The organism is Vreelandella sp. L-25, assembly GCF_056857535.1.
In genome coordinates this window covers 22,815-46,019 of sequence record NZ_JBSXNH010000036.1, presented here as the reverse complement: position 1 = coordinate 46,019, position 23,205 = coordinate 22,815, and the positions used below count along the sequence as shown (strand labels likewise).

21 protein-coding genes are annotated in these 23,205 nt (G+C 56.1%); 5 read left to right on the top strand and 16 right to left on the bottom strand.

All coding sequences use genetic code 11. The features are described from left to right. Positions 1-20 precede the first annotated feature (20 nt). The 4 genes from AC13CN_RS03155 to AC13CN_RS03140 are packed head-to-tail and all read right to left on the bottom strand — an operon-like array spanning position 21 to position 5,390. Positions 21-2,756 (bottom strand): ATP-binding protein, encoded by a 2,736-nt coding sequence (locus AC13CN_RS03155; RefSeq protein WP_253561335.1) that lies wholly within the window; start codon positions 2,754-2,756, stop codon positions 21-23. A gap of 2 nt (positions 2,757-2,758) precedes the next feature. Continuing rightward, positions 2,759-2,965, bottom strand: a complete 207-nt coding sequence (locus AC13CN_RS03150) for a hypothetical protein (RefSeq protein ID WP_054641187.1) — start codon at positions 2,963-2,965, stop codon at positions 2,759-2,761. After that, on the bottom strand, positions 2,962-5,019 hold the full coding sequence (locus AC13CN_RS03145) for a 3'-5' exonuclease (protein WP_044627985.1): 2,058 nt from the start codon (positions 5,017-5,019) through the stop codon (positions 2,962-2,964). Before AC13CN_RS03145 ends, AC13CN_RS03150 begins: the two co-directional genes overlap by 4 nt. Next, positions 5,016-5,390 (bottom strand): response regulator transcription factor, encoded by a 375-nt coding sequence (locus AC13CN_RS03140; protein ID WP_062360704.1) that lies wholly within the window; start codon positions 5,388-5,390, stop codon positions 5,016-5,018. The genes AC13CN_RS03145 and AC13CN_RS03140 overlap by 4 nt, the downstream gene beginning before the upstream one ends. Positions 5,391-5,527: 137 nt before the next feature. Between AC13CN_RS03140 and AC13CN_RS03135 the strand changes: the two genes are divergently transcribed. Beyond that, positions 5,528-6,613: a tRNA-queuosine alpha-mannosyltransferase domain-containing protein gene (locus AC13CN_RS03135; protein WP_253557019.1), complete on the top strand. Its 1,086-nt coding sequence runs from the start codon at positions 5,528-5,530 to the stop codon at positions 6,611-6,613. A gap of 19 nt (positions 6,614-6,632) precedes the next feature. Here AC13CN_RS03135 and nth read toward each other — a convergent pair whose 3' ends face one another. From nth to AC13CN_RS03075, 12 genes are all read right to left on the bottom strand, one after another. After that, entirely contained in the window at positions 6,633-7,271 is a 639-nt protein-coding gene (gene nth, locus AC13CN_RS03130) for an endonuclease III (protein ID WP_253557011.1), read from the bottom strand. A gap of 29 nt (positions 7,272-7,300) precedes the next feature. Next, complete coding sequence (locus AC13CN_RS03125; RefSeq protein WP_074210633.1) at positions 7,301-8,002, bottom strand: electron transport complex subunit E; 702 nt, start codon at positions 8,000-8,002, stop codon at positions 7,301-7,303. Continuing rightward, positions 7,999-8,625 carry an RnfABCDGE type electron transport complex subunit G gene (locus AC13CN_RS03120; RefSeq protein WP_074210632.1) on the bottom strand — a complete coding sequence of 209 codons (627 nt, stop codon included), beginning with the start codon at positions 8,623-8,625 and terminating at the stop codon, positions 7,999-8,001. The genes AC13CN_RS03125 and AC13CN_RS03120 overlap by 4 nt, the downstream gene beginning before the upstream one ends. Further along, positions 8,622-9,653 carry an RnfABCDGE type electron transport complex subunit D gene (locus AC13CN_RS03115; RefSeq protein ID WP_253557012.1) on the bottom strand — a complete coding sequence of 344 codons (1,032 nt, stop codon included), beginning with the start codon at positions 9,651-9,653 and terminating at the stop codon, positions 8,622-8,624. Before AC13CN_RS03115 ends, AC13CN_RS03120 begins: the two co-directional genes overlap by 4 nt. Further along, positions 9,650-11,320, bottom strand: coding sequence for an electron transport complex subunit RsxC (gene rsxC / locus AC13CN_RS03110; RefSeq protein WP_253557013.1), 1,671 nt, complete (start codon positions 11,318-11,320; stop codon positions 9,650-9,652). Before rsxC ends, AC13CN_RS03115 begins: the two co-directional genes overlap by 4 nt. After that, on the bottom strand, positions 11,307-11,888 hold the full coding sequence (rsxB, locus tag AC13CN_RS03105) for an electron transport complex subunit RsxB (protein ID WP_062360714.1): 582 nt from the start codon (positions 11,886-11,888) through the stop codon (positions 11,307-11,309). The genes rsxC and rsxB overlap by 14 nt, the downstream gene beginning before the upstream one ends. A 5-nt stretch (positions 11,889-11,893) precedes the next feature. Further along, positions 11,894-12,475, bottom strand: a complete 582-nt coding sequence (gene rsxA, locus AC13CN_RS03100) for an electron transport complex subunit RsxA (RefSeq protein WP_044627977.1) — start codon at positions 12,473-12,475, stop codon at positions 11,894-11,896. Positions 12,476-12,490: 15 nt separating this feature from the next. Next, positions 12,491-12,628 (bottom strand): diguanylate cyclase domain-containing protein, encoded by a 138-nt coding sequence (locus tag AC13CN_RS03095; RefSeq protein ID WP_089675681.1) that lies wholly within the window; start codon positions 12,626-12,628, stop codon positions 12,491-12,493. A 176-nt stretch (positions 12,629-12,804) separates the two neighbouring features. Then, positions 12,805-14,841 carry a methionine--tRNA ligase gene (gene metG / locus AC13CN_RS03090; protein WP_062374415.1) on the bottom strand — a complete coding sequence of 679 codons (2,037 nt, stop codon included), beginning with the start codon at positions 14,839-14,841 and terminating at the stop codon, positions 12,805-12,807. 111 nt (positions 14,842-14,952) lie between these two features. Next, positions 14,953-15,234 carry a hypothetical protein gene (locus AC13CN_RS03085; RefSeq protein WP_044627975.1) on the bottom strand — a complete coding sequence of 94 codons (282 nt, stop codon included), beginning with the start codon at positions 15,232-15,234 and terminating at the stop codon, positions 14,953-14,955. A 135-nt stretch (positions 15,235-15,369) separates the two neighbouring features. Beyond that, positions 15,370-16,551 (bottom strand): 1-acyl-sn-glycerol-3-phosphate acyltransferase, encoded by a 1,182-nt coding sequence (locus tag AC13CN_RS03080; RefSeq protein ID WP_044627974.1) that lies wholly within the window; start codon positions 16,549-16,551, stop codon positions 15,370-15,372. Positions 16,552-16,609: 58 nt separating this feature from the next. Next, positions 16,610-17,548 (bottom strand): recombination-associated protein RdgC, encoded by a 939-nt coding sequence (locus AC13CN_RS03075; protein WP_253557014.1) that lies wholly within the window; start codon positions 17,546-17,548, stop codon positions 16,610-16,612. A gap of 167 nt (positions 17,549-17,715) precedes the next feature. On the opposite strand from AC13CN_RS03075, the gene AC13CN_RS03070 reads away from it, so the two are divergent. From AC13CN_RS03070 to pheA, 4 genes are all read left to right on the top strand, one after another. Beyond that, a complete protein-coding gene (locus tag AC13CN_RS03070) occupies positions 17,716-18,150 on the top strand; it encodes an acyl-CoA thioesterase (RefSeq protein ID WP_062360724.1) in 435 nt (144 codons plus the stop codon). Between the two features lie 165 nt (positions 18,151-18,315). Further along, positions 18,316-21,009: a DNA gyrase subunit A gene (gene gyrA / locus AC13CN_RS03065; protein WP_253557015.1), complete on the top strand. Its 2,694-nt coding sequence runs from the start codon at positions 18,316-18,318 to the stop codon at positions 21,007-21,009. Continuing rightward, entirely contained in the window at positions 20,993-22,096 is a 1,104-nt protein-coding gene (gene serC / locus AC13CN_RS03060) for a 3-phosphoserine/phosphohydroxythreonine transaminase (RefSeq protein ID WP_044627970.1), read from the top strand. The genes gyrA and serC overlap by 17 nt, the downstream gene beginning before the upstream one ends. 5 nt (positions 22,097-22,101) lie before the next feature. Continuing rightward, complete coding sequence (pheA, locus tag AC13CN_RS03055) at positions 22,102-23,193, top strand: prephenate dehydratase (RefSeq protein ID WP_044627969.1); 1,092 nt, start codon at positions 22,102-22,104, stop codon at positions 23,191-23,193. Positions 23,194-23,205 lie beyond the last annotated feature (12 nt).

The following is a 23,205-nucleotide window of genomic DNA, read 5'->3' as shown; positions in this document are numbered from 1 at the left end:
TAGGGCGCGCACCTCATTGTTTACATAAAAGAGGCTTTCGGAAGTTCCAATACCATTTTGGTGCCACCTAATGGGGCTTCGGTAGCCCATAGTTTGCCACCCAGGTGGTGAATTATAGCGCGGCTAATGGGCAAGCCTAAACCGCTGCCTTTGGGTCGGCCTTTTTCCGTAGTGTGCTCTCTCAGCTGGAGTTGATAAAACTTTTCAAAGACGTTTTCACGCTCTGACGGGGGAATGCCTGGGCCGTTATCCTCGACGCTTAGTTGAAAGGTATTATCAACCGGATAAACCGATAACCTAATGTTTGGGTGCCGGGGAGCAGCAAATTTCCGTGCATTCTCCAGTAAATTAATAATCACCTGTTCAAGACGGTCCGGGTCGGCAGTGACTATGGCAGGTGACGCTTCCGCAAAGAACTCAAATTCGACACTCTGTTCGTCATGTAAGCGGAAAATGGCATCGCTGCTCTGTTTGGCTAGCTTGGTTAAGTCAACCGCCACTGGTTTCATGGTTAATCGGCCGCTTTCAAGTCGCGCTAAATCCAAGATCTCCTCAATAAGTCGGGAAAGGCGCTGGCTTTCCAGTACCATAATGCTGAGAAATTGTTGTCGTTTATCGGCCGCGATATCGGGTGTATCGCGTAAAATTTCTGCAAATGATCGTATAGATGTTAGTGGCGTGCGAAGTTCATGACTGATCATAGCGACAAACTCATCTTTCATGCGATCAAGCTCACGTAGCCGTTCGTTAGCGCTGCGTAGCTCTTCACCGACACGAGCTAGTTCCTGGGACTTTTGCTCTAATTGGCGGTTGTACTCTAAGGCCTGGGAGGTGGTGTCTAAAATAGTGAGCACTGACTCTACATCTACTGCTTCACCACGTAAGACCGAGTTGATTAATACGCTGGCGGATGCGCTACCTAGGGAGCCAGCCAATGCCTGTTCAGCACGAGTGATTAGTGCCTTAGACGCTGGCCGCTGATAAGCATCGGTCTCGGTATCAGGTTGTGCCGTTTGGGATGCAAAGACACGCTGAGTTGCCATACTTCCCAAATACCGAATTAACAGTGCATGGAGTGCGCCTTCGGTGGTTTCACCTTGCCAGAGTGAAGTGGTTTGCAGATTGGGGTGCATTGCCTCGGTAAATAGTGCGGCCTGAGTCTGCTCTAGTGGTGTAGGACGAGTGAATAATGATACGCCAATCAGCAAACTAACATTAACTAGCATGCTCCAAAACAGTGAATGCGTATAAATATCCCATCCGGTTAGCCCCAGCAGCGCGTAAGGTGATAGCCAACTGATTTCCCAAGGGCCCTGGGTAATTAACGTCTCTTTCAGCCAGCCCGACTGTGCAAACCCCGGCAGCAGCAGCGTATAGAACCAGATAAAAAATCCAGCGAGCAGCCCTAACGTTGCCCCCTGGCGCGTTGCCCCGCGCCAGTAAAGCCCGATGAGCAGTGCAGGGGCAAACTGGGCCACTCCCGCAAAAGAGACCAGCCCGATGGTTACCAGGCTGTAGCTATCGCCGATCAGCGCATGGTAGAGATAGCCCATGAGTAGAATCAGTAAAATGGCGATGCGCCGAATGTTGAGTAGCCAGTCGGCAAGCCGGCCATGGCGCTCAATATAAAGGTGCTTTACTTTCAGCAGCAGAGGCATAATGAGCTGATTGCTGACCATGGTAGAGAGGGCAATCGTCTCAACAATGACCATGCCGGTGGCGGCTGAAAGACCACCGATAAAGACTAACAGCGGCAAACCTTCTAGCCCCGCAGAGAGGGGCAGCGTGAGCACGAAGCTATCGGGATCGCCCTCGCCAAGTAGCAGCCCGGCTAAGGCAATCGGGATGACAAACAGGTTAATCAACAGCAAATAGAGCGGGAATAGCCAGCTGGCGCGATGGAGGTGCTGCTCGTCGACATTCTCCACCACGAGAACCTGGAACTGCCGGGGTAGTGTAAAGAAGGCCAGAAATGCCAGCAGCAGCATACCCACCCAGCCCGTTGCGCCGCCAGGTACGTTTTCTAGGCGCATGCTATTGATTAATGCTGGTGTAGCAGCGACTTCGGCCAAGAGGGCGCCTGGCCCTGCAAACATGATGAACGTGACAAATACGCCTACTGCCAGAAAGGCGATCAGTTTCACCAGGGACTCTACGGCAATGGCAGCCACCATCCCTTCGTGGCGCTCGCTGGCATCTAAGTGACGGGTGCCAAAAAGAATAATAAACACCGCCAGCACCATCGCTATCCAAAAAGAGCGGTCCATCCAGAAGCGTTCGTTCTCTAGCGTGATATCGGCACCCAGTGGGTAGTTCATCAGCACCGCATGACTCACCGTGATAGCTTTTAGCTGAAGCGCGATATAAGGGGTGATGGTGATGAGCGCCATGATGGCCACGAGTGCCCCTAAACGGGAGCTTTTGCCGTAGCGGGCGCTGATAAAGTCGGCAATCGAGGTAATGCGCTGCTGTGCGGCAATGCGCACCATTTTGCGTAGTGTAAAAGGGGCTAACAGCATCGCCAGTGTCGGCCCCAGGTAAATCAGTAGGAAGCTAGGGCCATACTGTGCTGCGCGGCCAACGCTGCCGTAAAACGTCCAGGCAGTACAGTAAACCGCGATAGAGAGGGCATAGACCGTAGGCGAGCCAATCAGCGAGCGGCCCTGTTCGGCGCGCCGGTCTCCCCAGGCGGCGACCATAAAGAGCAGGGCCAAATAGCAAAAGGCGGTACCAATCACTACCCAATCGCCGCGCATGGTCATGGTTCCTTGGGGGGCTCAACCAGCCAAGCGGTGAATCCAATGAGCGCTCCCCAAACGGCAAATAGGTAGAGCGGTAGCCAACCTAGCAGGCCCGGTAAACGATCAACAATAAGCAGCATCGGCGGGCAAAACATAAATAGTGCTAGCAGGGCCAGCGCGATGAGCCGTTCACGCCTGCGGGAAGGAGCGCTGAAGGGGTTCATGGTGCGCTGGCATCCTCTTTATCAAAGGCATTTGCCTGCAGGACAAGCAGCTCTTCCAGCGTATCAATGCCTCGGGCCTCGAGCCGTGGCAGCAGTGCTAGCCATAGCTCTGCGGTAACGCGGGCATCACCTAACGCCGTGTGGCGAGTGCCCGGTGGAAAGTGGAGGTCATAGCGCTTGGCAAGGGTGTCTAAATCGTGACCATCCAATGCTTCATCGAGCGCTTTTGAAATCAGCAGTGTGTCTAAAACAGGCATCGTAAAGTCAACGCCACGGTTGCTAATGGCCAGCATATCGAAAGCCGCATTATGGGCGAGCAGTACGGCCTCGCCAATGTAGTCTCGAAACAGGCCAAGCACCGTTTCAAGAGGGGCAGCGCCTGCGACATCCGCATCGGTAATGCCGTGAATCACCGTACTGGCAGCAGGAATGGCGCGCTTCGGGTCCACGAAATGATCAAACGCATCATTCGCCAGTAAACGGCCATTGACGATCCGGCAGGCGCCCAGGCTAATCACCGTGTCTCCTCGGCGCAGCTCAAGGCCAGTAGTCTCCGTATCAAACGCCACGATATCCAGGCAGCGTAGAGCTCTGCTAGCCAGAGCCTCGTCAGGCGCAGGCAGCTGTGCGATGCCAAAGTCATGGAATTCCGGCCGCGGAGGTGCAAGCTCACGAGGCGCTTGGGTTTGTGCAATCGTTGGTAGCGGCAGTCTCAGTCGTGCGTGGCGTTTATCCGCATCGGCAACACTCCAGATATCGGTGGCGTGCTGGCGCAGAATATCCGCGACTGAGGGGCTAAGCGGTAGCGTAGTCAGCGGGTGCTCGCGCCAAATGGTGAGCTCGCCTTCGGGGACGGGTGAGCCTTGCCAAATCAAGTCAACGTAAGCGCGTTTTGGGTTGAGCGTAATCTCACCTTCAAAACCGCTGCTGGGCAAGTGGCAGCGTAGGTGGTCTACCAACGAGTCAAACAGTTCAATGAGTGCTGGCGCATCGCCTTTAAACCAAGCGGGCACGCCGATAGGGGTGATTAAGCGGTGGGCCGGGTCAAGGCGCTCATCCAGCGATTGCCAAAAATCGTTGGACCAAATGGGTCTTAAGCGTTCGCCGTGGTACTGAAGATCGTCCAGCAGCGAGCCAATCTCCGCGACGTGCTTGTTTAATGCTTGGCTCTCATCGTGCACTACTTGCTCTAAACGTGCTCGTAGCTCAAGCGACGTTTCTGAGGGGGGGATTTGACGTAGCGCATCAGCGGCGCTGCTTAAGCTGGCGGAGTGCTGGCGAAGTGGCGGCAATAGATGATTAAGTTCGGCCCGCACGCCCATTTCATTATTCCAGGTGGTGGTCGCATCGCTACAGGTTACCAGCGTTTCGCGTTCACTGCCGGGGACCCGGCGAATGACAACCTTTAGCCAGCGCTGGTCACTGGGAGCGAGCATTTCCCGAGGCGAGCCATCGTCGGGCAGTTGTGCCATGGCGTTGGCGAGGGTAGCTGTTGGCAGCAGGGCATCCAGGCGTTTACCAAGCCCCAGACCGGTATTACCCGCAAAGAAGTTTTCGGCAGCCTGATTAAACAGCATTACCCGCCGGTGCCGGTCGCAAAGTAACAGCGGTGTTTCAAGCACCTGTAGCAGCGTTTCAAGCTCTTGGCGTATACGCGATGCGCTACGCGCTCCTTCTGCATGGGCGGTGGCGAGTCGTGAGCGGTCGGCGCGCCAGCTGTGACTGACGAGGCGAAGGTCTGGGCCAAGCCCTTTTAACCAGCCCTCTACAGTGTGTTCGTCTGGGGCATCTGGATTGGCTACCCAACGCGCCAGCTGCGCTTGAAGATGGCGAAGGGGCGTAAAAAGCATGCGCTCCAGCAGCAGGCCCATTAAAAAAAGCGTGATGCCGCCTGAAAAACTGCCTAGCCATAGAGCCGCACGCGCCACGCCGGAAAGTGCCAGCTGGCTATCTAACCAAGCGGCAAAGAGCGCTCCCCCTACTAGGCTAACGCCGCTTAGCAGCAGCCACACGCCGACCAAGCGTTGGCGTTTAGGAAGGCCTTGGCGTGTCATGGTGCACGCTCAGCTAACAGGGCTTTGACCTTCTCTACAAGCTGCTGGGTAGAGAAAGGCTTGGTAACGTAGTCATCTGCGCCCAGCGCAAAGCCTTTTTCCCGCTCTACTTCACGGCCATGAGCCGTTAACATAATCACCGGTAAATGCCGTTCGGATTCAGAGCGGCGCAGCTGCTCCAGCACTTCAAAGCCACTGATGCCCGGCAAGCTGATGTCTAGCAGCAGTAGGTCAGGGGATGAATCGGCAATTCTCTGCAGCGCGGTTTCGCCGTCGGGCGCTGTCGTTACCGTCAGCCCGGCATGGGACATGAGGTACTCAAGGGAGAGTAGGATATTGGGTTCATCATCGACCACTAATACGTTGGCCATTACGGTTTCCTCAGCGGCGTTAGATGAGCAGTGCGACTGCTGCGATGGTTTAAGTGTATGTAGCGTACAGCATTCGGCCAAGACGACCTTGGCCGAATGCTGTGTATAAAGAGAACCTTTCACCGGTAGACAGGATGATGCGCGTTTTATTGTTATCGGCTTATGAAGCGGTTAGCCACCGTTATTGGGCTAACAGCTTAATGGCTGAAGTGAACGAGGTAGACTGGACGCTGCTAAGCTTGCCTCCTCGCTACTTCTCCTGGCGCATTCGTGGCAACCCGTTGAGCTGGTGGTTAAAAGAGTACGAGCGGCTAAGTCAGCCCTACGATGTAGTGCTGGCAACGTCTATGGTAGATATCGCCACCTTAGTGGGGCTGTTTCCCCATCTGGGGCGAGCAAGAAAGATCGTCTATTTTCACGAAAATCAGTTTGCCTACCCCGAATCCAGCGAGCAGATGCCCCAGGTAGAAGCCAAAATGGTCAACTTGTATGCGGCACTGGCGGCAGATGTGCTGGTGTTCAACACGGCCTATAACCGGGACTCTTTTTTTGATGGTGCGCGGCGTTTTTTAAAGAAAATGCCGGAAAACTTGCCCGCTGCTAAACCGCTAGAACGGCTACGCCAAAGCGCTCGCGTGGTGTCCGTGCCCATCGCGCCTGCTAACTGTGCCGCCGCTGGTAACTCAAACCCGCAGCGGCTGATTTGGAATCACCGTTGGGAGTATGACAAAAACCCGGAGGACTTCTTCGCGGTGCTGTTCAAGCTAAGCGAGCAGCAGGTGCCCTTTGAGTTGGCGGTGCTTGGCCAGCAGTTTCGCGACGTGCCACCGATATTTGCCGAGGCGCAGGTGCGCCTGGCTGAGCATGTTATCTGCTGGGGGCCGCAGCCGGAGGCGGAATACCGTGCGCTGCTCAACGGTGGAGGTATTGTGGTATCAACCACTTGGCATGAGTTTCAGGGGCTGGCGATCATGGAGGCTGCCCAGCGAGGAGCCACGCCGCTGGTACCGGATAGGCTCTGCTTTCCTGAACTTTATCCCGCCCAATATCGCTACGATGGTACACAAGAGGGGCTCTATCAGCGCTTGAAAGCGTGGCTGTTAAACCCCGGTAGCCAGCCCGCACAGTTGGATACTCAGCCATGGCAGTGGCCGCGTTGGCGAGAAACGTATCGTCAGCTGCTGGTGGAGGGGGCAGCTAATGACCTGCTCGGCATAGAGTGATCCTGACGTTGGCGTGCCGTTAAGCAAGCTCGGTTTTTTCTTTATAGTCGCATAGATCTTCGATGATGCAGCTACCGCAGCGGGGTTTACGCGCAATGCAGGTGTAGCGCCCGTGTAAAATTAGCCAGTGGTGGGCATCTTGTTTAAAGGCGCTGGGAACGTGGCGCAACAGCTTCTGCTCGACTTCCAACACGTCTTTACCTTTGGCGATACCGGTACGGTTCGAAACGCGAAAAATATGCGTATCCACCGCGATAGTGGGCTGGCCAAAGGCGGTGTTCAAAATCACGTTAGCCGTTTTACGCCCGACGCCGGGCAGCGCTTCCAGCGCTTTGCGAGTGTTGGGCACTTCGCCACCATGTTGGTTGACCAGCAGGTGGCAGGTTTTCATCAGATTCTCTGCCTTGGTGTTGAAGAGCCCAATGGTTTTGATGTGCTGCTTCAGTCCATCGATGCCCAGTGCAATGATGGCCTCGGGCGTATTGGCGACCGGAAAGAGGGTAGCCGTTGCTTTATTTACGCCCACATCCGTTGCTTGAGCGGAGAGCAGTACCGCGGCCAACAGCTCAAAAGGCGTGCTCCAGTTGAGCTCGGTGGTGGGGTGTGGGTTTTCCGCCTGGAAGCGCGCAAATATCTCATGACGCTTTTGAGCATTCATAGCGTGTTCTCTTGGTTATTGAATGGTGCTTATTTAATAGTGCCGGTGACCCGCACACGGCGCTCGGCTCGCGGTGCGATGTTGACGGGCTGAGCGCGGGCGGCGCGCCGTTGATCCAGCACGTTTTTCAGCGCGATCAAAAGCCCTGCAACGAAGAACGCGCCGGGGGGCAGGATGAAAAAGAGAAACTGGTAATCCGCCACCAGGGTGATCTGCCAGTGAGCGGCAACTGGCCCAAACAGCAGCGCCATGTCGCTAAACAGCGTCCCTTGGCCCACCAGCTCGCGGATCGCGCCCATCAGCACTAATACCGCACCAAAGCCCAGCCCCATCATCAGCCCATCGATGGCCGCGGGCAGCACGGGCTGGCGGGAGGCAAACGCATCCGCCCGGCCCAAAATGGCGCAGTTAGTCACGATAAGCGGGATGAAAATCCCCAATATTTGATAGAGCGAGTAAGCGAATGCGGCCATGAGCAGCTCAGCGCAGGTTACAAAGGCGGCAATCACCATCACGAACGCAGGGAGCCGCACGGCGCTAGGCACCTGGTGGCGAATGAGCGAGATTGTTGTGCTGGCGCCTACCAAGACCAGCAGAGTGGCCAACGCTAAGCCTAGCGCATTCACCACCGTGGCGCTGACCGCCAGCAGCGGGCAAAGCCCCAGTAGCTGCACCAGCGCCGGGTTATTTGTCCAAAGCCCTTCTCGGGCAAGCTGTGTCCACTGGCTCATGGTGCGGGCTCCTGCTGAACGAGTTCGCGCTGATAGTAGCGCAGCGCCTCATGAACGGCGTTAATGACGGCCCGTGGGGTAATCGTCGCACCGGTGAAGCTGTCGAATTCGCCGCCCTCTTTGCTCACGGCCCAGCCGCTTGGGGGCAGGCTCTCAAGGCTTAGGCCATTGAATGACGTGATCCAGGCGCTGCGTGACCGCTCGATATCATCGCCAAGCCCCGGCGTCTCTTGATGGTGAGTCACACGCACCCCGGTGAGTTGTCCGCTTTGGTTGATGGCGACTAGCAAGTGAATGTCACCGTTATACCCTTGGCGTGTTACGACCGGCAGAATGGTGGCGGCTTCGCTACCTTGCTGTACCCGCCAACCCTCTTGAGGCGTGCGGTGCCCCAACGGCAATGGGTTGGGTAGCGAAAACGCGCTCTCCAGCACGGCCTGAAGCGGCACCGAGGCCAGTGAAGCGGGCAGCACCTCCTGCAACTGACGATGCTGATAAGCAAGCTGGTGCTCGGCAATACGCTCCGCGGTCACGGCGCGGGTGAGGGCGACGCTGCCGGCAGTGACCAGGGCAAACAGGCCAAGGGCCAGTGCACCGCGCAGCATAGCGTGTTGAGTGGTCATGGCGCGCTCTTCCTTTCATCAGCCCGAGCGGTAGTTTGACCGACGGGGCGTGGCACGCTGACTATGTCCAGCAGCGGCACGCAGAGATTCATCAGCAGTACGGCAAAGGCGACGGCATCCGGGTAGCCGCCTAAATTGCGAATCAGGATGACCAGCACGCCAATCCCCGCACCGTATAACAGCTTCCCCTGACGACTGGTGGCCGCTGAGACCGGGTCGGTGGCAATAAAGAAGGCACCAAACAGCGTTGCCCCGGTGAGCAGATGAAACAGCGGTGAGGCAAAGTGGCTAGTGTCACTGGCGTAAAACAGCGCTGAGAGCAGCATTATACTGCCCAGCATCGCGACCGGAATATGCCAACTTATCAGTCGCTTGACGATCAACACCATGCCCCCTGCCAGCCATGCCAGCGCGATATTACGCCAAGCCGACAACGTTCCTTCAGGGAGCGGCGACGATGCCCAGAACTCGCTGGCGAGCACGGCGTCGCCTTTGTGTTTGAAGGCATCTAAGGGGGTGGCACCGCTCAAGGCATCCAGCGCGGACACGGGGACGGACCCCAGGATTTGTGGCCATAGTGAATCGGGCCAAAGCGATTGGGGCGGTGCCCAGAGCGTCATATGGGTGGGAAACGACACCAGCAGCAGTGCATAGCCCACCATCGCAGGGTTGAAAGGATTGTGGCCCAAGCCGCCATAGAGCTGCTTCGCGACGACGACGGCGGCGATCACCCCAACGCCAATCAGCCACCAGGGGCTCGCAGGCGGCAACGAGGCGCCTAGCAACACGCCAGTGAGCAGGGCGCTGGAGTCGTTGAGCGTCGGCCAAATGGGGCGGTGGCGCAGGCGTAGAACGAGCGCCTCAGCGGCGACGGCCCAAAGCGCCGCGATCAGTACGTTGCTGAGTATCCCTAGCCCAAAATAGAGCGTCATCACCGCAAGGCCCGGAAGCGTGGCGGCGATGACCCAGCGCATCACATGGGCTGTTGATGGTGCTTTTCCCAGCTGGGGGGCGTGCATCATGCTCATGGCGCTTCCTTCTGTTCACTGGCGGCACGGGCTTCGGCCAATCGTGCTTCTGCCGCTTTGAGATTCTCTTGGGCAGTGGCGAGCTGGGTCTCCAAATCGTCGTGGCGCTGCTGCGGGTCTTGAGCGGCGGCCCGTGCCAACACTTTCTCCGCTTTTCGCACGGCGGCTTTAGCGGCCGTTTGAGCGATGCGTAGGCTACGAAGGTCTGCCACGGGAGCGGTTTGAGTGCCCGTAGCGTCGCTGGAAGCGGACTGCTGCTGGGCGAGCCGTGCCTGACGGCGCGCCTTCTTCTCCGCTTCTTCCCTGACCAGCCGCGCTTGGCGGAACTCAAAGCGGTGCTTGGCGTGTTCCGCTTTGGCGGTTTCGATGCGTTTATGCCGAATACGCTGTTTGGAGGAGCGGTAGTCCTGCACCAAAGGAATCGCGCTGGGGCAAACGTAGCTGCAGGCACCGCACTCAATGCAGTCGAACAGATGATGGGCTTCAAGGGCGGCATCGTTTTCGGCACGGGCGTACCAGTGCAACTGCTGGGGAAGCAGTTGAGCAGGGCACACACTTTCACAAGCGCCGCAGCGAATGCAGGGGGCTTCCGCGGGTGCTGGCGGCAGCTCTTCTTTTGTCGCGGCAATCAGGCAGTTGGTCGTTTTGGTAACGGGGGCCTCTAATGACGTAAGCGGCGTGCCCATCATCGGCCCGCCGACCACCACTTGATGCAACTGCTCGTCGTCCACGCCAACCTGCGCCAGCAGCGCGTCTACCGAGGTGCCTACACGAACCCAGTAGTTGCCGGGCTGGGTAATGGCATCACCCGTTAGGGTAACGACCCTTGCGACCAGCGGTAGTCCGTCGCGTACCGCTTGCAGCGCCGCGAGCAGCGTGCCGGGGTTGTGGCATAGCACGCCGATATCCGCCGGTAGCCCACCGCTAGGCACCTCGCGGTTCAGCAGCTTTTTAATCAACTGGCGCTCTCCGCCGCTGGGGTAGCGGGTTTCGATTATCTTCAGAGTCACGCTCGCGAGCGGTTCGCTGTCAGCAATGACCGTAAGAAGGGCTTGTAGGGCCTGAATAGCCTCAGGCTTGTTATCTTCGACACCGACGATGATGTGCGCGGCTCCGCATAGGCGAGCCAGCAATTGAGCACCCTCAAGCACATCCGCCGCATAGTGGCGAAGCGTGAGGTCATCGGCGGTAATATAAGGCTCGCACTCGGCGGCATTGACCACCAGCGTATCAATGGCATGGTGCTCGTTGACTTGAGCTTTGATATAGGTCGGAAAGCCAGCCCCCCCTAACCCAATAAGCCCGCTGTCATCTAGCCGTTGCAGCAGCGCGTCGCGCTCTGCGGTTCGCCAATCCAGCGGTGGCAGCGTGGCCCAGCGATCTTCGCCATCGCCTTGAATGATGATCGCACTGTCGGTGATCTCGATCACGGTGCCGCTGATACTGGCGTGCACGTTGGCTGAGACCATGCCATCTCGGCGGGCGACTAGCGTACCTGTTTTGACTGCATCGCCCACGTTGACGCAGGGCAACGCTACCTTGCCGGTATGCTGCGACATCGGTAGCGTTACCTCACTGGGCAACGGCGCGGTGCGTAACGGCACTTGATTAGAGCGCTCTTTACGTTCGGGCGGGTAGATGCCGCCGGGGAATTCATAGGCCGGCATGCGCGCTCCTTGATGGCTGGCGGTCACTCACGATGGGCTCCCACTGTGTCAGCGGTTTGCGTCTGGGCAGCATGTCGATGCAGTCCACCGGGCAGGGGGCCACGCAGAGGTCGCAGCCGGTGCACTCGTCTTCGATCACGGTATGCATCTGTTTGGCCGCGCCAATAATGGCATCTACCGGGCACGCCTGAATGCACTTGGTGCAGCCGATACACTCGGCTTCACGGATATACGCCACGGTATCTTCACTGGCTGCTTCCCCATCTAGCGGGGCAGGGTCACGGCCGAGCATATCCGCTAGGGCGAGAATAGTTGCCTCACCGCCGGGAGGGCACTTATTGATGGCGTCGCCCTGATTGATCGCTTCAGCGTAGGGGCGACAGCCGGGATAGCCGCACTGGCCACATTGGGTTTGTGGCAGCAGCGCATCAATTTTCTCAACCAGCGGGTTCTCTTCACCTTTAAAGCGCGCGCTCGCCATGCCGAGTAGCGCGCCAAAGGTGATGCCCAGGCCGGTGAGTACGCCGACGGCGCTAAGCACGCCCCACCATGAAAAGGAATCGCTCATGGCCGTTACCCCTGTACCAGTCCGGAAAATCCAAGAAATGCCAACGACATGAGGCTGGCGGTAATCATGGCGATAGCGGCCCCACGAAAGGGCTTGGGTACATCTGCGCTGGCCAAGCGCTCGCGCATGGCGGCAAACAGTACGAGCACCAGCGAAAAGCCTAACGCAGCGCCCAGGCCATATAGCGTGGTATGGAAAAAGCTCAGCTCTCGGTTTAGCGACAGCAGCGCCACGCCGAGGACGGCACAGTTGGTAGTGATTAGTGGCAGAAAAATACCCAGCACCTGATGCAGTAACGGACTGAGCTGGCGCACCATGATTTCAGTGAACTGCACAACGGCAGCAATCACGACGATAAAGCTAATGGTACGCAGATAGGTAATATCAAAGGGCACCAGTAAACCGTGATAAACCACGTAGCTAGCGGCAGAGGCTAGCGTCAACACGAACGTGGTAGCCAGCGACATGCCCATCGCTGATTCGAGCTTGTTCGAGACACCCATAAACGGGCATAGCCCAAGAAATTGGACCAATACAAAATTGTTCACCAGCGCGGTGCTGACCAAAATAACGAAGAGTTCATTCATGACGGCGTATTTTGCTTAGAAATAGGGTGGCTGGCTAGAGGGGGCTTGTAGAGAGACATGCAGCGCCGTCGCCACTTGCTGTAAGCACTCGTCTCCTTTCTGATGGCCATAATAGTCGTTGTAGAGTTTGAAGTGATCGATATCCAGCATCATGATGGCCAGTAGTCACTGTCTGCACTGGCTTGGCTCACCGCTAAGGTTAAGCGCTGATCGAATAACCGCCGGTTGGGAAGCTCCGACAGTGAGTCATGGGTCTAAATGGAAGAAGTAGCCTAAAAACAAAAGGGGCAGGCTGTTCGCCTTGCCCCTTTCATCCGTGAATGGCGGCGCTACGTTACACGCTGACCCGGCTCGGCGCCAGCATCCGGCGAGAGCAGATAAATACCCTCTTTATTCGCTGAAGCAAGCACCATGCCTTCGGATACACCAAAGCGCATCTTGCGGGGCGCCAAGTTGGCAACCATCACCGTCAGGCGGCCTTCCAGGGCCTCTGGAGAGTACGCAGAACGAATGCCAGAGAAGACGTTGCGGGTTTCGCCACCCAAATCCAGGGTAAGCTGTAATAGTTTGTCAGCACCTTCGACATATTGTGCTTTGGCAATCCGAGCAATGCGCAGGTCAACCTTGGCAAATTCATCAAAGCTAATTTCATCCGCGATGGGCTCGTCTGCTAGCGGGCCTTTCGGGGTGTTTTTTAGCTTCTGCTCTTCTACCAGATCCTCTTTTGATGCGTCGATCATAGCATCGATTTTGTCCCGCTCTACTCGGGTCATCAGCGGTTTGAATTTGTTGATCGGGTGGTTGACCAGCACATTACCACGGCTTTCCCAATCAAGAGTGTCAATATTTATAAACTCACGGGCTTGCTCTGCCATGCTCGGCACCACCGGCGCCAGATAGACCATCAGCTGGCGGAACAGGTTGATGCCCACCGAGCAGATTTCCAGTACTTCTTGATCGCGACCATCCTGCTTGGCGAGTGCCCAGGGCTCTTTTTCAGCGATATAGGCATTGGCTTCATCGGCCAATTCCATAATCTTGCGAATGGCGCGGCTAAACTCACGCGCTTCAAAGTCGGCGGCAATATCGTCACCGGCAGCGATAAAGCGGGCAACCATCTGCGGTTCGGCACAGTGCTCAGAGAGGGTGCCGCCCCCAAGTTTTTTGACAAAACCGGCACAGCGGCTGGCAATGTTCACGACCTTACCGACGAGATCTGAATTCACTCGGGCAGCGAAGTCTTCAAGGTTTAGGTCAAGATCATCCACCTTGGAGGTGAGTTTGGCGGCAAAGTAGTAACGCAGGTACTCGGGGTTGAGATGTTCAGCGTAAGTGGCCGCCTTGATGAAGGTGCCGCGCGATTTTGACATCTTCGCACCATCGACGGTCAAAAAGCCGTGGCAGTTTACCGCCGTGGGGGTGCGCAAATCAGCACCGTGGAGCATGGCAGGCCAGAACAGCGCGTGGAAATAGACGATGTCTTTACCAATGAAGTGGTAGACCTCCGCGTCTGAGTCTTTTTCCCAGAAGCGATCGAAATCAATACCTTCGCGCTCGCAGAGGTTTTTAAAGCTGGCCAGATAGCCGATGGGGGCGTCTAGCCATACATAGAAGTATTTGCCGGGCGCATCGGGAATCTCAAAACCAAAGTAGGGCGCATCGCGGGAAATATCCCACTCGTTAAAGCCAGACTCAAACCACTCCATTAGCTTATTGCGGATTTGTGGCTGTACGTGGCCATCATTGATCCACTGCTGCAGGAAGTCGGCGAAGTCCGGCAGTTTGAAGAAGTAGTGCGTGGAGCTGCGTACTTCGGGCGTGGCACCGGAGATGGCGGAAACTGGATTGATCAGATCCGCAGGCGTGTAGGTTGCGCCGCACTTTTCGCAGTTATCGCCGTACTGATCGACCGCGTGGCACTTTGGGCAGGTGCCTTTGATGAAGCGATCGGCTAGAAACAGACCTTTCTGCGGGTCGAACATCTGCTCGATATCGCGAGTGGCAATATGGCCTTTATCGCGTAGGCGGGTGTAGATCAGCTCGCTGAGGTAGCGGTTCTCATCCGAGTGGGTGGAGTGGTAGTTATCGAACCCCACGCCAAAGCGGGCGAAATCTTCCTGGTGGTCTTGGGAAACGCGTTCAATCAGTGCTTCAGGGGAAATGCCTTCCTGCTCGGCACGCAGCATAATCGCGGTGCCGTGAGCATCGTCAGCACAAACGTAGTAACACTGCTGGCCACGGCTCTTTTGGAAGCGTACCCAGATATCCGTTTGGATGTACTCAAGCAGGTGGCCTAAGTGAATAGCGCCATTGGCATAGGGAAGGGCGCTCGTCACCAGAATGTTGCGCGGGGCAGTATTGGGCATGGTGAGTGATAATTCCGGTTAGGCAGTACAAATAAAGACGGCGAAGGGGAGGTGCTTCGCCGGTAATGTCATGGTAATGCGTACAAATAGCCAGAGGCTCAGCCTGACAGACTAGTAGAGCGCTTGCTCTTCTTGAACTACTTCACGCAGCAGTTCTAAAAATAGCTTGTCTGCTTCCGAGTGCTCTGCCGGGTCTTCAGGAATATGCACGCTGGTGGTGTCTGAAATCTCATTGGCAATACGTGCCATCACGGCGGGGCTACTGCCTTCAATCAGTTGCTGGCGTGCAATAGCCAGCGACTGCTCTAGAATTTTAGGGTCTTGCAGAAGCTTGCGAATAAAGCCGCGTAGCTCGTTGATAATACGTGTTTTTTGAATTTCTGATGCGGACATAGAGAATCTCCTTAAGACCGCGCCTGATGAAGCTACCAAGCGAGACCAATGAATGCCTTGACCATAGCACTTTTTCGAGCTGCGAGCATGCGTTGATCATTACGCTTAACTAAGTAAGCCGCTGCATGTAAGCATTTATATGCTGAGTCGTCCCGCCTTATGTTTCACCGGGTTGGCATACTGCCCTAACCAATAGGGTTGCAGTGCTTCTGGAACGCTTGCTAGCCGTGCTTTAAACCGCTCCCGATCTTGACGGGTAATGGATTTACGCGCGACTAGCTCCGGTGATTCGCCCAATGCTTCCAGCGCCAGATAGTGGCTGGGAAATAGGCGATAACCACCAATCACCTGGCGGTCAATTTCAGCAGCTACTTCATCAGGTGTCGCCATGTCGGCACCCACTGGCGTACCAAATTTTAGCTGAACGCGGCCTTTAGAGCCGGTAATGCCAGAAACAATTGAGCGGATGTCTTCAAACTCACTCTTGGCGTAGCTACCCTGGGTGGCGATATCATGCAGTTCCTGGGCTTTTTGCAAGTCGCAGGGATCGTACTCGTAGCTAATCGATACAGGAACGAGCTTCAGCTCGGCAATGGCATCGCCGAAGACCATATCTCGCTCTGCATGGCGTTTTGCCATCGTGAGCATTTTGATAATAGCGGGGTCGGTACGGTCAATGCCGTTTTTAGCACGACCTTCGCGCTGGGCCATCCAGATAGAGTGATTGTCTTCGGTAATCGAGTGGCGAATGTAAGACGACAGCTGCTGATAAGCGGCCAACATGGCCCGCTTTCCGCGTGCGCTCCGCGGCACAATAAAGCTTTTGTTTAGCCGCATCAGGTCGGTTACATAGGGCTTTTTCAGCAAGTTGTCGCCAATCGCAATACGTACCGTATCTCGGCCTGCCTGGTAAAGCGCGTAATTAACAAAGGCGGGGTCCAGCGAGATGTCGCGATGATTGCCGATAAATAGATAAGCGCTGTTGTCGTCGAGTTTGTCTAATCCCGAGACCTCAAAGGCATCCGTGGTGGTGCGGATCATGCGCTCCATATAGCTGGCAATGCGCATTTGAAATTCGCGAACGCTGGTAACACCCTTTACTTCACGGCGAATGGCGTGGCCTGCCAGGGCGCGCGCTACGGGCCGCGCCCATTTGGCCATGCGCGGCAGCCTAAAGCGGGTAAGCGCGTCAAGCAGTTCACTATCGTGAGAGAGCCGTTCAAGAACATCGGCCACCTCATGATCCATATAGGGGCGAATGTCTGCCCATGGGTCGTTGGTGGTGTCAGTGTTGGGTGCGTTATTATGATGAGTCATGCGATCCGTTGGATATAAGCAAAAATAATCGGGTGGCTGCGGCTTAAAATATAGAGCGTTAGGTATCTTGCTGAGCCGTCGGTTCCCGCTGAGTTTCGCCACCAAGCCATTCCAGCAGGCGGGTAACATCGTCAGAAAGCGCTTGGGCCATCAGAATAAAGTCGGTTTCCAGGCGGGCTAGCGCATCATCGCCGTCGTCGGCATGGTCGGCTTCTTCAATCAGTGCGTCGCCAAAGCGCAGCGACTTCAGCGCTAAATCGTCATGCAGCACAAAGCTTAGGCGGCCTTCCAAGCTGATCGCCAGTTTGCTGGCCTGGCGTCCGCTCTCAAGTAGCTGCTGAATTTCATCGCTGTCTAGGTCAACTTGCCGTGCGCGTAGCACGCCATCGTCGCCTTTTGCCTTGAGTTCCACTTGGTCGCCGAGCTGTAGGTCGCTTGGGCGGCTAGATGGGTCGCCTAACCAAGTAGTCATGGCGCGTATCGGCAATGTTTGGCTGCTCAGTGGCGTAGCTTTTAAGCTGCCGAGTGTCTCACGCAGCAGGTCCAATACATCTTCTGCTCGGGTGCGCGAGCTAGCATTAACGCCAATGAGCTGGCGCTTAGTGTCCCACCATAAGTCAATTTTCTGGCTGCGGACAAAGGCGCGGGGCATGAGTTCTTCGGTGACCTGCTCTTTCAGCGCGCTCTTTTCCTTGCGCGTGACTTTGCGTCCCTCACTGGCTTCGATGTCGGCGACTTTTTCGTCGACTTCTTCTTTGACAACCGACGCGGGAAGCAGGCGCTCTTGGCGTAGGGCAGAGAGTAAGCGGTGCCCCTGAATTTCATGCAGACGCTGGTCGCCACCTAGCCGCCCGGCAGGCGCTGTCCAGCCTAAGCGGCATGCATCCGCATTGCCTAGCGGCTTGGCCGCGTGCTCATCCAATGCGTTGGCCAGAGTTTGGCTATCTAGCTCGGGAGCGCCGTGTAGGCGATATAAATGCAGGTGCTTAAACCACATGTCACCGATCCTATGAAAAAGGTGGCACATTATGTCGAAACGCGGCCTTTCCTACCAGCACCTTGGTGCAGCGACCTGCTGTTGCACGAGTTTAAAACTTGTGTTTGATTTGCAGGGTATTAATGATTCCTTGCCCCATTTCCATAAGCAGTGAACAAGAGGATGCTATGTCTGAATCAATTTCCCACGTCAGTATGCGGGTCCGTGGTTACCACCTAGATGGCTATGGTCATGTCAACAACGCGCGTTATCTGGAGTTTATGGAGGAGGGGCGCTGGGCATTCTTCGATGAGCACCCTCGGCTTATCCAGCAGCTTCACAGCGCTGGGCGGGCATTCGTGGTGGTTAATTTAAACATCGACTATCGCGCGGCGGCCGTCCAGGGGGACGATTTGCAGGTATTAACGGGCATCGTCGACGTTGGTGAGCGAAGTGCGCTCTGCCATCACCGTATCATTCGATCTGACGGCACTTTGATCGCCCAGGCCGACCTCACCTTCGTGCTGCTGGATGTGAAGGCCAATAAAGCCGCCGCCATCGAAGGTGAGGTGTGCGACGTGCTACGGGGACTGATCGTGCCCAAAGAGGCGTTTACGGCCTAAATGGCAATGGCGGTGTCACCGACTGCCCTTGATGCGCATGCAGTGGTATGATGTCACGGTATCTGCGCGCCGCCTTCATGTACTCAGTCTCGTACGATGAAAGGCGGCATTTTCAAGCGCTTTCAACTCTCGCAGTGCCAATGCAGTGCAAAGGATCTGACTTTCATGGGTGACATCGCCAGAGAAATCTTGCCCGTCAATATTGAAGACGAGCTCAAACAGTCGTACCTCGACTATGCGATGAGTGTCATTATCGGCCGCGCGCTACCTGATGTGCGCGACGGCCTGAAGCCCGTTCACCGGCGTGTGCTGTTTGCCATGCATGAACTGGGCAATGACTGGAATAAACCGTACAAGAAGTCGGCGCGTGTCGTCGGCGATGTCATCGGTAAATACCACCCGCACGGAGATAGTGCGGTGTATGACACCATCGTACGCATGGCGCAGCACTTCTCCATGCGTCATGTGCTGGTCGATGGTCAAGGTAACTTTGGCTCCATCGACGGTGATAACGCGGCGGCCATGCGTTACACCGAGGTGCGCATGGCGCGTCTAGCCCATGAGCTGCTGGCGGATCTCGAAAAAGATACCGTCGATTGGGTCGATAACTACGACGGCACCGAACGTATCCCCGAAGTGCTGCCCACCAAAGTGCCGAACCTGCTGATCAACGGCTCATCAGGCATTGCCGTGGGCATGGCCACCAACATTCCTCCCCATAACATGCGGGAAGTGATCGATGGTTGCCTGGCGCTGATCGACGACTATACCTTGACCGTCGATGACCTCATGCAGTACATCCCCGGGCCTGATTTCCCCACCGGCGGCATCATCAATGGTCGTGCCGGCATTCTCGATGCTTACCGCACTGGCCGTGGACGTATTTACGTGCGCGCGTGCCACACCATCGAGCACGACGATAAAACCGGCCGCGATCACATTATCATCACTGAGCTGCCTTATCAGGTGAACAAAGCCCGGTTGATTGAGAAGATTGCCGAGCTGGTTAAAGAGAAGAAAATCGAAGGTATTGCTGAGCTGCGCGATGAGTCGGATAAAGATGGCCTGCGCGTGGTGATTGAGATCAAGCGCGGTGAGTCCGGCGAAGTGGTCGTCAATAATCTGTTCGCCCAGACGCAGCTGCAGAACGTGTTCGGCATCAACATGGTGGCGCTGGAGAACGGCCAGCCCCGCACGTTGAACCTCAAAGAGATGCTCGAAGCGTTTATTCGTCACCGCCGTGAAGTGGTGACGCGGCGCACGCTATATGAACTCAAGAAAGCGCGTGAGCGTGGCCATCTGCTTGAAGGTTTGGCCGTCGCGATTTCGAACATAGATGAAGTCATTGAACTGATTAAAGCCTCGCCTAACGCCGCTGAAGCGCGTGAAAAGCTGCTGGCGAAAGTGTGGAAGCCGGGTCAGGTAACCGCGATGCTGGAGCGTGCCGGTGCCACTTCCTGCAAGCCGGAGGATCTGGATGAAGGATTTGGACTGAACCCCTCTGCCACCGAATATCGGCTTTCCCCCGCTCAGGCTCAGGCCATTCTTGAATTGCGCCTGCACCGCCTTACTGGGCTTGAAACCGAGAAGCTGCTGGATGAGTACCTCTCGATTCTTGAGAAGATCGCCGAGTTTACCGAAATTTTGGCTTCCGCTGACCGCCTGATGGAAGTCATCCGTGAAGAGCTGCACGCGGTGCGCGACCAGTTCGGCGATGATCGCCGCACGGAAATTCAGGCCAGCCACCTGGATCTGTCCATCGAAGACCTAATTGCCGAAGAAGACATGGTGGTCACGGTGTCGCGTTCGGGCTACGCCAAGACGCAGCCGCTTTCGGACTATCAGGCTCAGCGTCGGGGTGGTCGCGGCAAGTCCGCCACGGCCATGAAGGACGAGGACGTCATCGAGCACCTGCTCGTGGCTTCGACCCACGACACCGTGCTGCTCTTCTCTAACCGTGGCAAGGTGTATTGGCTGAAAGTGTACGAAATGCCCAATGCAAGCCGCGGCTCTCGTGGCAAGCCTTTGGTGAACATGCTGCCGCTGGAAGAGGGCGAATCGGTCAACGCCATCCTGCCTGTGCGTGATTACGACCCCGAGCACTACATTTTCTTCGCCACCGCAAATGGTACGGTCAAACGTACCAGCCTTGAGCAGTTCTCTCGCCCGCGTAGCGTTGGCCTGATTGCGATTGACCTGGAAGAGGGTGACCGCTTGGTCGGTGCTGCGATTACATCGGGCAGCGACCACGTCATACTGCTCTCCTCGAATGGCAAAGCGATTCGCTTTGAAGAGGGCAATGTGCGCGCCATGGGCCGTACCGCTCGCGGCGTACGTGGTATGCGCTTAGCAGGCGATGCGGAAGTTATCAGTCTGATTATTCCGAAGAGCCAGCAGATTGATGCCGAAGCCGATGCCGAGGTAGCTGCGCAGGCAGAGGCGGTGGAGCAAGCCCAGGGCGAAGGCCAGATTTATATTCTGACGGCCAGTGAGAATGGCTACGGCAAGCGCACCCGACTGGAGGAGTTTCCGCTGCGCGGCCGTGGCGGCCAGGGCGTCATTGCGATGCAGACCAGCGAGCGTAATGGCTCATTGGTTGCCGCTATGCAGGTGTATGACAGCGACGAAATGATGCTGATTACCGATCGCGGCACGCTGGTGCGTACTCGCGTGGAAGAAGTGTCAACGACTTCGCGTAATACTCAGGGTGTGATGCTGATTCGCTTGGGTAAAGAAGAGAAGCTGGTGAAAACCGTTCGCGTTGATGAGCCCGAAGAGTCCGATGTTTTAGAGGCAGGCGAGCCAGCAGACGTAGACAATGGCGCACAGGAACCGGGAAGCGATGACACGTCATTATAACTTTTGTGCAGGGCCTGCAGCCCTGCCAACCGCCGTTTTAGAGCGAGCGCGTAACGAATTGCTTGACTATCAGGGGCGTGGTTTGTCTGTGATGGAGATGAGCCATCGTAGTGATGAGTTTATTGCCATTGCAGAACGTGCCGAGGCAGATCTTCGTGAACTGCTAGCAATTCCCAGCAATTACCAAGTGCTCTTCTTGCAGGGCGGCGCAAGCATGCAGTTCTCGATGCTGCCGATGAATTTACTGGGCCAGGGCGGTAGCGCTAACTTTATCCAAACAGGCATTTGGGGAAAGAAAGCGTTAAGTGAAGCCAAGCGGCTTGGCTTCAGCTGCCATGTGGCTGCCAGCAGCGAGGCTAATGGTCACACTGCCGTGCCTGATGAGGCATCGTTATCAATCACCAATGACGCGGCCTATCTGCACTACACCTCGAATGAAACCATTGGCGGTTTAGAGTTTGATTACACGCCCCAGATAACCCGCGCTGACGGTGCAGCCGTGCCGCTGGTGTGCGATATGTCGTCGAATATTCTCTCTGGCCCGATTGATATCAGTGATTTTGGCGTGGTGTACGCTGGCGCGCAGAAAAATATCGGCCCGGCGGGGTTAACCATCGTGGTCGTACGTGACGATCTGCTAGGTAAAGCCCCTAGCACGATTCCATCACTTTTTGATTATCAAATGCTGGCAGAAGCGGGCTCTATGGTGAACACCCCGCCGACTTATGCCTGGTATCTATCGGGCTTGGTTTTCCAATGGCTTAAAAATGACATCGGTGGCTTAGATGCAATGGATGCGCTGAATCAGCGCAAAGCGCAAAAGCTTTACGCTGCCATTGATGCCAGCGCCTTCTACAGTAACCCTATCGCCGTACCTAACCGTTCGCGTATGAACGTACCGTTTGTGTTGGCGGATGCGCGTTTGGATAAAGCGTTTTTACAAGAAGCCGATGAGGCAGGCCTGCTAAACCTTAAAGGCCACCGCAGCGTAGGTGGTATGCGCGCTAGTTTATATAACGCCGTTCCAGAAGAGGCGGTCGATTCCTTAATCGCCTTTATGGCGGATTTTGAACAACGAAGAGGCTAACCATCATGTCCGATACGCCGATCAATTTAGATGACTTGCGTCAACGTATCGACCAGTTGGATGGCGATATTCTGCGCTTGATCAGTGAGCGTGCCAGCTGCGCCCAGCAGGTGGCGCACGTTAAGCTCGCCCAAGATCAAGATGCCGTGTTTTACCGCCCAGAGCGCGAAGCGCAGGTGTTACGGCGCATTATGGCGCTGAATAAAGGCCCGCTGGACGCTGAAGAGATGGCCCGCCTGTTCCGCGAGATTATGTCGGCCTGCCTCGCGCTGGAGCAGCCGGTAAAAGTGGCCTACCTAGGGCCGGAAGGCACTTTTACCCAGCAAGCGGCGCTCAAGCATTTTGGCGAAAGTGCGGTAAGCCTGCCTATGGCCGCTATCGATGAAGTGTTCCGCGAAGTGGAAGCAGGCGCGGTGAACTATGGCGTGGTGCCGGTGGAAAACTCCACTGAAGGGGTGGTGAACCACACGCTCGATACCTTTATGGACTCTTCCATCAAGATTTGTGGCGAGGTAGTACTACGCATTCACCACCATCTCTTAATTAGCGAAACAACGCGCAAAGACAAAGTCTCGCGTATCTACTCGCACCCCCAGTCGTTTGGCCAGTGTCGTAAATGGCTGGATGCGCATTACCCACATGCTGAGCGTGTGCCGGTTTCCTCCAACGCTGAAGCGGCTAAATTGGTGAAAACCGAATGGCACAGCGCGGCGATTGCCGGCGACATGGCTGCCAAGCTCTACGGCTTAGAGCGCATTGCCGATAAAATCGAAGACCGTCCGGATAACTCGACGCGCTTTTTGATTATTGGTAATCAAGATGTGCCTATGTCAGGTGAAGACAAAACTTCCATTGTGGTAGCCATGCGTAACCAGCCAGGCGCGCTTCACGACCTGTTGGAGCCATTCCATCGCCACAAGATCGATTTAACCCGCATCGAGACGCGCCCTTCGCGCACAGGCGTATGGAATTACGTGTTCTTCATTGATTTCAAAGGCCACCGTGATGAGCCGAGTGTAGCGGCTGTGCTGGAAGAGGTGCGTCTGCGCGCTGCTGAGTTGCGCGTATTGGGTTCTTACCCTCAGGGCGTGCTGTGACGGTGTTAGCAC